The organism is Collinsella sp. AM40-7AC (genome assembly GCF_003468125.1).
In the GTDB taxonomy this organism is placed as follows: Bacteria; Actinomycetota; Coriobacteriia; order Coriobacteriales; family Coriobacteriaceae; genus Collinsella; species Collinsella aerofaciens_O.
The window spans coordinates 1-13,539 of record NZ_QSGK01000018.1 but is presented as its reverse complement, the minus strand read 5'-3'; the positions used below and the strand labels follow the sequence as shown (position 1 = coordinate 13,539).

The following is a 13,539-nucleotide window of genomic DNA, read 5'->3' as shown; positions in this document are numbered from 1 at the left end:
TGGGCGCCAGGCAAAGCGCCCACAAACTAGCCTCTCTTCATGAGCCCCGCAGCCCGCTCCGACTGCGGGGCTTTTGCTATTCACCTAGTCATTGGGGACAGACTTAAATGAGTAGCACCAATCAACTGCGGAAAGTGCATCCCACAATGAGCGTCCAAAATGGGGCACAGTTTCCCCGGGGCCCTCAACCGGAAAATACATCCCGGAATTTGCCCGAAAAATGGCCCCCAGTTTCCCAAACAGGCCGCTAACGGAAAGCGCATCCCGCTATCGAACTTCAAAGCGGGGTGCACTTTCCGTGCCAGCAGTTCCGGGCATCCAGAGACCACTCATTTAAGTCTGTCCCCAATGACTAGTAGTAGGCCCACATGGCTTCGACTTCGTTGAGGACCTCTACGACGCCCCAGCGTCGGGCGCTGCGGCTGGCCGAGTTGGGGTCGTAGACGCCAATCTGGTTGGCATCGTCGATGCCGTAGAGCACGATATAGTGGCCTACGTTGGTAAACGTGCCGGGGCGCACTGCGGCGATGACGGGCGCACCCGAGCGAAGTGCTTGGGTAATCGATTCGCGATTGTTATAGAGCTGTGTTCCGTTGAGCCCCAGCTGCCACGCACCGCCTGTCATAAACGACCACTCGGTGGCACCGGTGGGGGCGTAGTTACCGGCTTCGGCCAGTGCGCATATATCGACCGGCGTCTTATCGGTGTGACCGGTCTTAAAGATATAGACCATGGTGAGGCAAGTGGGACCGCAAGCGTTTTCGCGAATAGTGCCGCCGGCATAGGGCAGCTCCGACCATGCGGGGTCAATTTGGTAGATGTGGGGCATGGTGCCGGCACTCCACTGCGAGCGTGGGGTCGAGAACGCAAAGGAGTAACCGGGTGCGACGGGAGCTTTAAGCAGCTTGTCCTCGGCAGTGGGCTCGAGACCGGCTGATCCGTGGGAGATACAGGATCCCAAAAACACAAAGACGAGGCAGGCGGCGATGGAGCAAAGCGCAAGGCGCAGGCGGCGGGCCGGAAGCGCGTGGCTTGTGGTATGCGACGCGGGGCGAGGGGCGGAATTGCCGCGATCGCGTTGAGGTCGCGAAAAGGAACGCTTAACGTAGTAGTCGGTCTTACGGCTATCGTAGCGGCGTGGCTGCGATGTGTCGGTCTGGCGTTGGCGTGTGCTCGTACTCACGCGGCCTGACCGCTGCACGGTACGGCTTTGTTTCCGCGAAGAAGCCCCGAGCTGCTCTTGGGGGCGCTGCGGGTTGTCGTTGTCGGAGGTGCTTCTGGGCGTTGGCGTGGTGCGGCCGGCAAGGCGCACGCTTTGTGGCCGTTGGTCGTCGTCATTGTATCCGTATGCCATTCGAATCACCTTGCCTCATGTGTAACTTGTCTATCCTACATAAAAAGATGCACGACACATGGGCATGTGCGCCAAAAGCCTGACAAATGGTATGAACGTTGCCGCGCCGCGCGCCAAGCGTCACGGCAACAGGTATTCAAAAGCAGGCAAGATGAAAAAGCGTCCAAGACGAATGACGTCTTCCGCCGTTCGTCCCAAAAACGGCACCGCTCGTTTTGCAGTTCTGCCTTCGGTCGAGCCATGGGCGGCCATGCTGTGCCAAGGTCGTATCTTAAAGCCACGAAATAAAAGCGCGCGGCAAAACAGACCGCGCAAGGGGTGACGTCAAAGAGGCGTCAATAAGGAAAGGAGGGGAACAATGGCGGACAAGAACGCAGAAGTTGCAGTCGAGGGTAACGGTGGCATGAAGAAAACGCTCTCGCTCTGGAACTTCTTCACCATCGGTTTCGGTGCCATCATCGGAACTGGCTGGGTTCTGCAGGTCGGCGACTGGATGGTCGTGGGCGGCGGTCCCGTTCCCGCTATGATTGCATTCCTCTTGGGTGCAATCTTTCTCGTGCCCGTCGGAGCTGTTTTCGGTGAGCTCACGGCTGCTATCCCCATCTCGGGCGGCATCGTCGAGTATGTCGACCGTAGCTTTGGCCGTACGCTGAGCTACATCACCGGTTGGCTCCTGGCCCTGGGCAACGGCATCCTGTGCCCGTGGGAGGCCATCGCCATTTCGACCCTCGTGTCCGAGATGTTCGGCAGCCTGCCCGGTCTTGAGTGGCTGCGCGCCGTCAAGCTCTACACCATCTTGGGCGCCGACGTTTACTTGTTCCCGACGCTAATCGCGCTCGGCTTTGCAGTCTACGTCATCTTCCTCAACTTCCGCGGTGCCAGCTCGGCCGCCAAGCTCCAGGCCTTCCTGACCAAGGCTCTGCTCTGCGGCATGCTGCTCGCCATGGGTGTCTCGCTGTTCACCGGTTCGCCGGAACACGCCATGCCCGTGTTCTCCCAGGTCACCGGTGCTGGCGGCGGCAAGCCCGCTACCGAGGGCACCAGCCTGTTCGCCGGCATCGTGTCGGTCCTGGTTTTGACCCCGTTCTTCTACGCCGGCTTCGATACCATTCCTCAGCAGGCTGAGGAAGCAGCCGAGGGCCTCAACTGGAACAAGTTCGGCAAGATCATCTCCCTGGCCCTGCTGGCCGCCGGCGGCTTCTACATGGTCTGCATCTACTCGTTCGGCACCATCCTCGACTGGCATGAGTTTGTTAAGAGCCCGGTTCCCGCGCTTGCCTGCCTCAAGGGCATCAACATGCTCCTGTACCTGGCCATGCTCGTCATCGCCACGCTTGGACCCATGGGCCCGATGAACTCCTTCTACGGCGCCACGAGCCGCATCATGCTCGCCATGGGCCGCAAGGGCCAGCTGCCCGAGAAGTTCGCCGAGGTTGATCCCAAGTCCGGCGCTCCCAAGCTCGCCTGCGCCGTTCTGGGCGTCATCACCGTCATCGGTCCGTTCCTGGGCAAGAACATGCTCATCCCTCTGACCAACGTGTCGGCTCTCGCCTTCATCTTCTCCTGCGGCATGGTCGCCCTCGCTTGCCTGCGCATGCGCTTCACCGAGCCCGACCTGCCTCGTCCCTACGAGGTGCCCGGCGGCAAGTTTGGCATCAGCCTCGCTGTCGCTGCCTGCGCCGTCATCATCGGCCTGCTCGTGGTCCCGTTCTCTCCCGCCTCCCTCAACATGGTGGAGTGGAGCATCGTGATCGGCTGGCTGGCCGTTGGCCTGGCCCTCATGGCTTTCACCAATTCCCGTAAAAAGTAACGCCTAGCCGGGGCGGATCGGGTGTGCGGGACCCTCTCTCCCGCGCACCGAACCCGGCACCACTTGGGTAGCTTTGTGAGGCCTTAACCCAACACGGCCTCGCCCACTATATGGATCCATAAGGAGGAACCATGTCCACTAAGTATGCAATCGTTGGCGGTAAGCTCATCGACGGTACCGGTGCCGAGCCGGTCGAGAACTCCCTCGTTCTCGTCGACGACAATGGCAAGATCGAGTACGCCGGTGCTATGCAGGACCTTCCCGAGGGCGTTGAGGTTATCGACGCCGCCGGCAAGACCGTCCTTCCCGGCCTGATCGACACCCACCTGCACTTCTCGGGCAACCTGACCGACGATGACACCGATTGGGTCATGCAGCCGCTCCTCGAGAAGCAGGCCGTCGCCGTCAAGCAGGCCTACGACTGCCTCACCCACGGCCTCACCACCGTCTGCGAGATCGGCCGCTTTGGTATCCAGATTCGCGACTGCATCGACAAGGGCGTCTTTAAGGGCCCGCGCGTTCTGGCCACCGGCCTGGGCTTCTGCCGTGTTGCCGGTCACGGTGACTCCCACCACTGCACCCAGGAGCTCAACAAGGAATCTCACCCCTGGGGCGACCAGGTCGACGGTCCTTGGGATCTGCGCAAGGCCGTCCGTCGTCGCCTGCGCGAGAACCCCGATGCCATCAAGATCTGGGCTACCGGTGGCGGCATCTGGCGCTGGGACTCCGGTCGTGACCAGCACTATTGCTCCGAGGAGATCCAGGCCGTGGTCGAAGAGGCAAAGATGGTCGGCATCCCCGTGTGGAGCCACTGCTACAACAACCACGCCGCTGCCTACGATTCCGTCCGCTTTGGCTGCGAGCAGCTGATCCACGGTTTCGATATCGATGAGCGCACCATGGACCTCATGGCCGAGCAGGGCACCTTCTTCACCCCGACGATCGCCTTCCTGCCCACCTGGTACGCCACCTATCCGCCCGTCTACGTTCCCGAGCTGCACGACAAGTACGAGGGCACCCTGGTCGAGAAGGAGCTGCAGCGCAACTACGACTGCCTGCGCGAGGCCAAGAAGCGCGGCGTCGTCATGACGATCGGCTCCGACTCCTTCTCCTTCGTCACCCCGTACGGCACCTGCTCCATCGAGGAGATGTACGAGTTCGTCGACAAGATCGGCTTCACCCCGGTCGAGACCATCACCTGCGCCACCCTCAACGGTGCCAAGATGTGCCACATCGAGGACGAGACCGGTTCCATCGAGGCTGGCAAGTGCGCCGACCTGCTGGTCGTCAATGGTGACGTCGCCGCCGACATCCACGTGCTCAACACCGACAACATGGACGTCATCATGAAGGACGGCTGGATTGTCGAAGCCGGCAGCTTCGGCGAGGCAAACAAGTACAGCGCCTAAGCTACCGTTCATCGATGGCTGGATGTAAAACACAGTATTTGATTGCATAATGCAATGGAGAGGGTCGCTTGCGGCCCTCTTTATTGCTATGGGCGCGGTAGATAAAAGGGGATGACGGTGGACTTAAACAGGCTGATTCTAGGCAAGAGCTACAACTCGACCAAGGTCTTTCGTACGGCCCAGCATGTGGTTCAGGCCATCTTGCTCGGTTTTGTCGTTCCGGCGCTTATCCTGTTGCTTATCTGGGATTTGACCGATAATCCCAACCCCGTCCCGGGCGTTGTCGTCATTGCCGGCTTGGTCATGCTGTGCTTCTTCTTTTCATATGTCTTTGTGGTCCCCGACGACCTCACGTCGAGCGCAACCGACCGTACGCTCGCCATCGCATCAAAAATATTCGCCTACACGTCGCGCGGCCTTACGCCCGAAGCGGCCCTGGGCGCCTCTAAGATCATCCTGTCCGAGACCATCGCCTCTGCCATCTGCTTTACCGACGGCAAGCAGGTGTTGGCAAGCTGGGGCGAGGACTCGGCAAAGTGCCCTGCCGGCACCCCGGTGGTGCTGCGGACTACGCTCAACGTGATCAACAGCGGTGAGCAAAGCGTGTTTTCGCGCGATGCCTCGACCGAGGCGGGTGGCTACTTCCCGCGCCTGCGCGCTGGTATTGTCGCACCGCTCACCGTGCGTGGGCATTGCGTGGGCACGCTCGAGCTGTATTATCCCCGTCTGAGCAGCATCGATATGCGCCAGACGGCGCTTGCCTCGGGCTTTGCCGACCTCATTTCCACGCAGCTCGCGAGCTTTGAGCTCGAGCGCCAGGACGAGCTCACGGCCCGTGTGGAGCTGCGCGCCTTGCAATCGCAGGTCGATCCTCATTTTCTGTTTAACACCATCAGCACCATCGTGTCGCTCGTGCGTACCGAGCCGGACAAGGCCAGGTCGCTGCTCATCGACTTTTCCAATTACTACCGTCAGACACTGTCCGATTCCGATACCCTCACAACGCTCGAGCACGAGGTGGAACAGGGCACTCGCTATATCAATCTTATGCAGGCTCGTTATGGCGACGGCCGTCTGCGCGTCTCGGTCGATATCGACTTTGAGGTGCGCGATTGCATGGTGCCGCCGTTTATCTTGCAGCCGTTGCTCGAAAACTGCATCAAGCATGCGCAGCGCGAGACCGAGCCGCTTTCTATTCATGTTAGGGCTTTCGAGACCGATGACGGCTTGGAGATCAGCGTCGAAGATGACGGCATCGGTATGAGCGAAGAAGTCTGCGCGCATCTGTTTGAGCAGCATCGCCGAGAGGAGCCCGAGAGCATTACCGCCGACGGCTCCGTCAAGCGAGGTTGCGGCTTGGCGCTCTTCAACGTGCTTCAGCGCATCCATTTCTTTTACGGAGAAGATTCCGGCATGCGCGTGAAGTCCCAGGAGGGCGTGGGAACGCAGGTCATCGTTGAGTTGAACGGCGAACCGCATGAGCCGGCGCCGCTGACGGTGTAGCACGCGGTTGGATTGAGAGAAAAAGAGGGAGCGCATATGTCCGAAGGCTGGAACATCTTGGTGGTTGATGACGAGCCTCCTATTAGGGCGGAGCTACGCTATCTGCTGGAAAAGGATGCGCGTGTTGGCCAGATTGCCGAGGCAGGCAATGTCACCGAGGCCGTGGAGTCGATTCTGTCGAACAAGCCCGACGTGCTGCTTTTGGATATCACGATGCCCGGCCGCTCGGGAATTGAGCTTGCCGAGACGCTGCAGAACCTAAAAAAGCCGCCGGTCGTGGTGTTTGTGACGGCATTTGCCGAGTATGCGGCCGATGCCTATAACCTCGATGCCGTCGATTACGTCGTCAAGCCGGTCGAGGATGCCCGCTTGTCAAAGGCGCTCGACAAGATCGAGGCAGCCTTGGGTGCCCGTCGTGTTATCCACGCTCCGCGCCAGCCTTTGCGTCTGACGGTGGACCGCGGGGGCAAAAAGGTGTTCATTCCCGCCGCAGACGTCTGCTACTTTGAGGCACGCGCCGATTTTTGCAACGCCATCTGCGCCGAGGGAACGTACCTGATCAATGAGTCGATCTCTTCGCTCGAACGTCGCTTGGGCTCCGAGGGCTTTATTCGCGTTCATCGCAGCTATCTGGTCAATTTGGAAGACGTGCACAATGTCGAGATCGGTTCCACGGGTCTTATGGAGCTCAGGCTCGATCGCGTAACCTCGACGGTGCCCGTGTCCCGCCGTCGCGCTGCCGAGGTTAAAGCACACTTGGGGCTTGCGTAGACGGTCTGCGTGCCGTCGTTTACCATCGCAGGTTTGGCATGGGCGCGCGGTGGGCATAATGGGTGGCATCGAATGAAATCGAAAGGATCATTATGCCCGCGCTTATCACCCATCATCTGTTTGGCGAGGAAAGCATCGACCGTCTTCCGCAGGGCGTCATCGCGTCCGATGAAGAGCGCATTGCCTTTATCTTGGGCAACCAAGGCCCCGACCCGTTTTTCTTTCACATTCTGACACCGCGTGTTTCCGACTGCACGCTGCTGGCGCAGGTCATGCATCGGTCGCGTATGTCTCGCCAGTTCGCGTGCCTGCGCGACGGCGTGTCGCATCTGTTGCCGCGCGACGCCAGCTTGGGTCGCGCCTTTGCGCTGGGCCTGCTGTCTCATTACGTGCTCGACCGCAACGCCCACCCCTTTGTCTATGAGCAACAGTTTGGCATCGTGGAGTCCGATTCAGAGCTTGAGGATTCGAGCAGTCAGGTCCATGCCGTGATCGAGAGCGACCTGGATGTACTGATGCTGCAGCTTAAACGCGATGGCGCTACGGTCGACGATTACCCGCCGGCGGGCGAGATCGTCACCACCGACCGTATCAATCGCGTTGCCGGCGTGCTGATGAGCTATGTTGCCGGACGCGTGTACGGTATTGACATTCCGGCGGGGGAATACGGTGCCGCCGTTGCCAATATGCAGCGACTTTACCGCGCGATTGAGCCGGCCGGCTCCGTAAAGACGCGCGCGATCTCGTTGGTTGAGGGCTTGGTGCACGACTACTCGCTGCTCGACGGCCTTGCCCATCGCGTGACGACGGAGCTGCCCGAGCGCACCGGTAACCTGGGCCATCTGACATGGAAGAATCCCTTTACCGATGAAGTCTCGACCGAGAGCTTCCCCGAGGTCTTTGACCGCGCGCTGCTCGATTACGAGTGCACGGTTGCCCGCTTTATCGAGACCGGTGACATGGATGCCGTTACCAGTCACGTCAACTACAGCGGTCGCGTGCTCAATGCCGATGAGGAGTTCGACCGCGAGGAATAGGGCCCGTGAGTGCCCCTTTGCCGAATCCTTACCGGCGCTTCTGGACAATTGGGGTACGATGAACTAACTGCATATCGGGCGAATACGAAGGGTCCCTGTCCATGAAATACACCAAGCTCGAGCGTAACTGGGTCATGTACGATGTGGGAAACTCGGCCCTCGTGCTGCTCAATACCTCGGTGGTGCCCATCTACTTTAACGCCATCAATACCGGTGCTTCCTCGGCAGACCTGGTGGTCGCTTGGGGCAACGCTCAGACGATCGCCTCGCTGGTCATTGCCATGCTCATGCCCATTCTGGGCGCACTTGCCGACTACGCCGGCAACAAGATCAAGTTCTTCTTGGGCTTCTTCCTCACGGGCCTGGTGCTTTGCCTGGCGCAGGCTATCCCAATGTCCGCCATGGCATTTTTGACCGTGTACGTGCTGTGCACCATCGGCCTTAACTCTTCTATGACGTTCTACGACGCCATGCTGCCCGACATTACCACCGACGAGCGCATGGACGCCGTGTCCAGCTCGGGCTATGCCTGGGGCTACATCGGTTCCACCGTGCCGTTCGTCATCTGCCTTGCGCTCATCATGGGTGGCCCCGCTCTTGGCGTCCCCACCATGCTGGCAACGCGTCTGTCGTTTATCATCACTGGTGCCTGGTGGCTCATCTTTACCCTGCCGCTCATTCGCACCTATAAGCAAAAGTACGGTCGCGAGCGCGGTCCCGAGGACACCATCGGCCACATCGTGGGCGGTGTGTTCTCCGAGGTCGGACACACCATGCGCGAGATCGCCCACAACAAGACCGTGCTGGTCTACATGATCGCGTTCTTCTTCTATATCGACGGTGTGCACACGGTCATTTCCATGGCAACCAGCTATGGATCGGCTTTGGGCATCGACTCGACCCAACTGGTGCTGGCTCTGCTCGTCACGCAGTTTGTTGCTTTTCCGTCTGCCATCATTTACGGCAAGCTCGCCGGCCGCGTGGGCACGCTCAACATGATCTTGGTGGCAGTCGCCGCCTATATGGGCATCGTGCTCTTTGCCGCGTTCTTCCTCAAGACCGCCTTTGAATTCTGGGTGCTTGCCATTTTGGTCGGCCTGTTCCAGGGCGGCGTGCAGGCGCTCAGCCGTAGCTACTTTGGCCGCATTATTCCCAAGGAAAAGTCCAACGAGTACTACGGCTTCTTTGACATCTTTGGTCGTTATGCAAGCGTTATGGGCACCTTCCTGGTGTCGGTCGTCACCTCGCTGACCGGCAACCCGTCGCTGGGCGTCCTTTCCATTGGTGTGCTGCTGGTCGTTGGCTTTATGCTGCTGGTCCGCCTGTCCCGCATGACTCGGGCGGCAGAGCATGCCGCATAGGAGCGAGCGGCTATTGTGCCTGTCCACGGTACTCTTTTGGGGTTATCCGCAATAAACATTGCGACTTGCGAGCAATGATTTGCCCAAGTGGGTATGATGGAATCAGCTAGGTCGCGGGGCGTCGCCTGTGTTTGGCGGCGTCCCGTTTTTGTGTTGCAGGGAGGGTAAGGCATGAACGCCACGGTCGTGATTCCAACGTATTGGGCGGGCGATGACGCTTGCGCAAACGCCCCCGGCACCTATGATCATTCGACGCGACTCAACGCCGACAATCCCGAACTCGACCGCTGCCTGGTCTCGCTTGAGCAGGTACGTGACATCCCGCGCATCATCCTTTTGGTGGTCTGTCCCGTTTCTGCCACAGCTGATGTGTCGCTGCGCGTGCGCGAGATTGTCGACGCGCATCCAACGCTCAAGGTCACCGTTGTCACCAACACCCAGGCCTCGCGCATCGCAGACCGGGTTGCTCAGATCGCGCCCAAGGGTTCGGGCGAGTGCGTGAGCCTGCGAGGCTACGGTGCCATCCGCAACATGGGGCTGGCCTGTGCCGCTGTGTTGGGGCATGACGCGGTTATCTTTTTGGATGACGATGAGGCTGTCATCGACGCCGACTTTATGAAGCGCGCGACCTATGCGTTGGGGCAGCAGACGCGTCAGGGCTTGCCGATCTTGGTCAAGAGCGGCTATTTCTACGATCGCGACGGCTCGCCGCTGGCTCCCACGGACAAGGCGGGCATCTGCCATCGTTGGTGGACCAAGCGCATCGAGTTCAACCGTTGGATGAAAAAGGCGCTCTCGGGCACCCGCATCTCGCGCTCCAACTACGTGTGCGGCGGCCTGATGGCCCTGCACGCCCGCGCCTTTACGCGTGTGGCCTTTGACCCGTTTATCACCCGCGGCGAGGACTTGGATTACCTCTTTAACATGCGCATGTTTGGCTACGACGTGTGGTTCGATAACGAGTGGACCGTGCGCCATCTGCCTCCGGAGTCCGAAAAGCGCTCACCGCGCTTTATGCAGGATGTATACCGTTGGTACTACGAACGGGCCAAGTTGACATTCGCCGCGCATCAAAAGGAGCTCATTCCCGTTACGGCGGCATCACTCATGCCCTACCCGGGCCCGTGGATTTCGCGCGAGCTCGACGACCGCGTGCGCAAGACCGCTATGGTCCGCAGCGTGTTTACCCGCGAGCATGAGGGCTACCTGCGCATTTGGCGCCATGGTATCGGCGAGGCAAAGGCCTATGCGCGCCAAAACGCCGCAAGCTACCTGCGTTTCCAGAGCTTTTGGCCCAAGATCATGGACGGGCTTTGGCGTGACGCACAACTGATCAGTATCCTGGAGGGGGCCGAATGATCGACCGCCGCGCCCAGCGCGATAGTTCAATATCAATCTTTCGCATCATTGCCGTTGCATGCGCCATTTGCGTGCTGGTGTACTTTATTTTTGCCTTGGTGACCGGTATCGAGCCGATCGCCACGGTGATTGCCTGCGCGCTGCTGTGCATCTTTCTGTGCATCTTTATCTTTTTGACGCTCAATCCCGATTCGGTGCGCTCCCAGTACACCGAGGAGACGCTCTCGGTGGCCTCGGCCATGCTCGAGGACATTAAGGGCGGTCTGACGCAGGAGTCGGCGCGTTTGGTGTGCCGGCGCATTTTGCCCGAGACGCGCGCCATGACGGTGGCCATCACCGACGAGGGCAACGTGCTTGCCTGCGCGGGCGAGTTTGAGGAAAAACTACTGCCAGATTCTCCCATCCACACGCTTGCCACACGCTACGTTATCGAACATGGCATCGTGCAGTCGTTCAACCGTATGGTGGATGTCGTGGGCTCGGACGGCTCGCACAACCAAGTTCCCGCCGGCATTATCGCCCCCATCAAGGTGGGCGATCGTACCGTCGGCACGCTCAAGTTCTACTACAAGACCCCGCGCGCCGTCGACCGTACCCAGTACGCGCTTGCCTCGGGCTTTGCCGAGATCTTGTCCACACAGCTCGCCATCCACGAGCTCGAGGTGCAAAAGGAGCTCACGGCGCGCGCCGAGGTGCGTGCGCTGCAGGCGCAGATTAACCCGCACTTCCTGTTCAACACGCTGAACACCATTGCATCGTTTACGCGCACCGACCCGCTGCGGGCCCGCGAACTGCTTCGTGAGTTCTCATCGTTCTATCGTGCCACGCTCGACAACTCGGGATCGCTTATTCCGGTCTCGCGCGAGGTCGCACAGACCAAGCGCTACCTTACCTTTGAGAAGGCCCGCTTTGGCGAGGACCGCGTGCTTGCGACGTTCGATGTGTCCGAGGACGTGGAAGATACGCTGGTGCCGGCGTTCGTGATCCAGCCGATTGTCGAGAACGCCGTGCGTCATGGTATGGGCGATGACGACGCCCTGAGGATCGACGTGACCGTTCACCAAGACGGCGAGGATGCAATCTTGATTGCCGTGGCCGATAATGGCGTGGGCATGGATGAGGGTACCGCCGCCAGACTGTTTGACGAGCGCTCTGCCCGTCCCGACGCCAACTCTCCCCAGGGTGGCGGCGCCGGTGTGGCCATGCACAATATTTCGGAGCGCATCCATCGCTTTTATGGGCCGCACTCCTATACGCGTGTCGAATCGGCGCCGGGCAAGGGCACCAAAGTGCTCCTTCATCTTGATTTGTCAGAGAGCATCTTTGACATTCAAGAGTAAAATAAAAGGCTACGGGCTCAACGTCATGCGACGGATGCCCGGCGTAGTTAGTTGACGAAAGGTTTTATCCCTATGCTGCGTGCGATGATTGTGGATGATGAGGCGCCGGCTCGCTCGGAGCTTCGCTTCCTGCTCGAGCAAACGGGCAAGATCGGCACGATCACGGAGGCGTCGAGCGTCCGCTCCGCCATCGAGATGCTTATGGAAAGTCGCGTGGATGTCGTGTTTCTCGATATCTCGATGCCCGGTGCCTCGGGCCTGCAACTTGCCGAGGCGCTGCATAAGCTCAAAAATCCGCCGGCGATCGTGTTTGTGACTGCGTATAGCGACCATGCGGTCGAGGCATTCGACGTGGATGCTGTCGATTATCTGATGAAGCCGGTCGAGGAAGCTCGCTTGGATCGCGCGATCGAGAAGGTCATGCAACGCGCCAAGCCGGTTACGGACAGCAAGGTGACCATCGAGCGTATCCCGGTGGAAAAGGGCGGCCGCAAGGTGCTCATTCCCGTGGACGACATTCGCTTTATCATGGCCAAGGACGATTACTCCTGCATCTATACCGTCGATGATCGCTTTTTGTCAACGACCTCGCTGGCGCAGTTTGAGGCCAAGCTCTGCGACTTTGGCTTCTTCCGTGTTCACCGCCGCTATATCGTCAACTTGGCGTGCGTTACCGACGTCGAGACGGTGCCCTCGGGCGCCATCCAGCTGGGCATTACGGGCGTCGACGAACGCGTGCCGGTTTCGCGCCGCCGCGTCGTGCCGCTCAAGAAGGCCCTGAGTCTCTAGCACACTGGCCCCGCAGCCCTGTAGACCCATCGTCTGCGGAGCCGTGGGGCCTTTTTTGTATGTATCTGCCGAATCGTTTTTTGCGGAAGGGATCCCATGAACAATGCAAGCGCCAAGCGTATCGACATCATCTCGGACACCCACGGCTATCTTTCGCCTGCGCTCCTGGGTGAGCTTGAGGGTGCAGATCTGATTATCCATGCCGGCGACCTTACGTCGGAGATGGACTACGAGCACCTATGCACCATCGCCCCCGTGCGGGCCGTACTGGGCAACAACGATTATTACCGCGACTACGGCCCCGATGTAGACCGTCTTGTTCTCTTTACCTACGAAGGCCTCAAATTCGCCGTAGCCCACTACCGCGAAGACCTTCCGGTGGGATCCGTAGACGTAGCCATCAACGGCCACACCCACGTAACCAAAGAAGCCCAAGTGGGCCGCTGCTTAGTCCTCAATCCGGGTAGCGCCAGCTACCCCAGAGGCACCCGAGGCCCCACCATGGCCAGAATGCTAGTAAAAGACGGCAAGATCATAAGCACCAAGTTTATTGACCTAGACTAACCGCAACAAAAACGGGGGATGCACAATGCATCCCCCGTTTTTTATGAGCCAAAGGTCAAAGTTCAACAAGATCCATCAGACCAATCCCGCCGAGGAGCACGCGGGCTAGCCGCGCAGCGGCGCACGCCCGCAAAACTGGTTGAATAATGTTACGGCAGGGAGGGTCTCCGGGGCTGGGGGCGGGGGTTAAGTTTGTCGCGAGTTCCGCACGCAAAGGAAAGCACTTAATGTGCTTTCCGTCT

12 protein-coding genes are annotated in these 13,539 nt (G+C 59.6%); 11 read left to right on the top strand and 1 reads right to left on the bottom strand.

The genetic code is table 11. From position 1 onward, the window contains the following. Window positions 1-352 precede the first annotated feature (352 nt). A complete protein-coding gene (locus DW892_RS10600; RefSeq protein WP_233546939.1) occupies window positions 353-1,354 on the bottom strand; it encodes a C39 family peptidase in 1,002 nt (333 codons plus the stop codon). A 58-nt stretch (window positions 1,355-1,412) separates the two neighbouring features. Between DW892_RS10600 and DW892_RS10345 the strand changes: the two genes are divergently transcribed. The 11 genes from DW892_RS10345 (at window position 1,413) to DW892_RS10100 (ending at window position 13,297) form a co-directional block, all read left to right on the top strand. Beyond that, window positions 1,413-1,676, top strand: coding sequence for a hypothetical protein (locus DW892_RS10345; protein WP_147349874.1), 264 nt, complete (start codon window positions 1,413-1,415; stop codon window positions 1,674-1,676). Window positions 1,677-1,712: 36 nt separating this feature from the next. After that, the gene (locus tag DW892_RS10145; protein WP_117646630.1) at window positions 1,713-3,164 is read left to right on the top strand and encodes an APC family permease; all 1,452 of its coding nucleotides are present in this window, start codon (window positions 1,713-1,715) and stop codon (window positions 3,162-3,164) included. Window positions 3,165-3,295: 131 nt separating this feature from the next. Further along, window positions 3,296-4,573 (top strand): amidohydrolase family protein, encoded by a 1,278-nt coding sequence (locus DW892_RS10140; protein WP_117767343.1) that lies wholly within the window; start codon window positions 3,296-3,298, stop codon window positions 4,571-4,573. Window positions 4,574-4,690: 117 nt separating this feature from the next. After that, entirely contained in the window at window positions 4,691-6,076 is a 1,386-nt protein-coding gene (locus tag DW892_RS10135) for a sensor histidine kinase (protein ID WP_233546937.1), read from the top strand. Between the two features lie 36 nt (window positions 6,077-6,112). Next, window positions 6,113-6,847: a LytTR family DNA-binding domain-containing protein gene (locus tag DW892_RS10130; protein WP_117767339.1), complete on the top strand. Its 735-nt coding sequence runs from the start codon at window positions 6,113-6,115 to the stop codon at window positions 6,845-6,847. Window positions 6,848-6,939: 92 nt separating this feature from the next. Further along, the gene (locus tag DW892_RS10125; protein ID WP_117767337.1) at window positions 6,940-7,884 is read left to right on the top strand and encodes a zinc dependent phospholipase C family protein; all 945 of its coding nucleotides are present in this window, start codon (window positions 6,940-6,942) and stop codon (window positions 7,882-7,884) included. Between the two features lie 101 nt (window positions 7,885-7,985). Then, window positions 7,986-9,245: an MFS transporter gene (locus DW892_RS10120; protein ID WP_117767335.1), complete on the top strand. Its 1,260-nt coding sequence runs from the start codon at window positions 7,986-7,988 to the stop codon at window positions 9,243-9,245. A 171-nt stretch (window positions 9,246-9,416) separates the two neighbouring features. After that, window positions 9,417-10,604, top strand: coding sequence for a glycosyltransferase (locus tag DW892_RS10115; protein ID WP_117767333.1), 1,188 nt, complete (start codon window positions 9,417-9,419; stop codon window positions 10,602-10,604). Then, a complete protein-coding gene (locus DW892_RS10110; protein WP_117767331.1) occupies window positions 10,601-11,944 on the top strand; it encodes a histidine kinase in 1,344 nt (447 codons plus the stop codon). Before DW892_RS10115 ends, DW892_RS10110 begins: the two co-directional genes overlap by 4 nt. A 72-nt stretch (window positions 11,945-12,016) precedes the next feature. After that, window positions 12,017-12,733, top strand: coding sequence for a LytTR family DNA-binding domain-containing protein (locus DW892_RS10105; RefSeq protein WP_006235156.1), 717 nt, complete (start codon window positions 12,017-12,019; stop codon window positions 12,731-12,733). A 96-nt stretch (window positions 12,734-12,829) separates the two neighbouring features. Beyond that, window positions 12,830-13,297 (top strand): YfcE family phosphodiesterase, encoded by a 468-nt coding sequence (locus tag DW892_RS10100; RefSeq protein ID WP_117767329.1) that lies wholly within the window; start codon window positions 12,830-12,832, stop codon window positions 13,295-13,297. The last annotated feature ends 242 nt before the right edge of the window (window positions 13,298-13,539 follow it).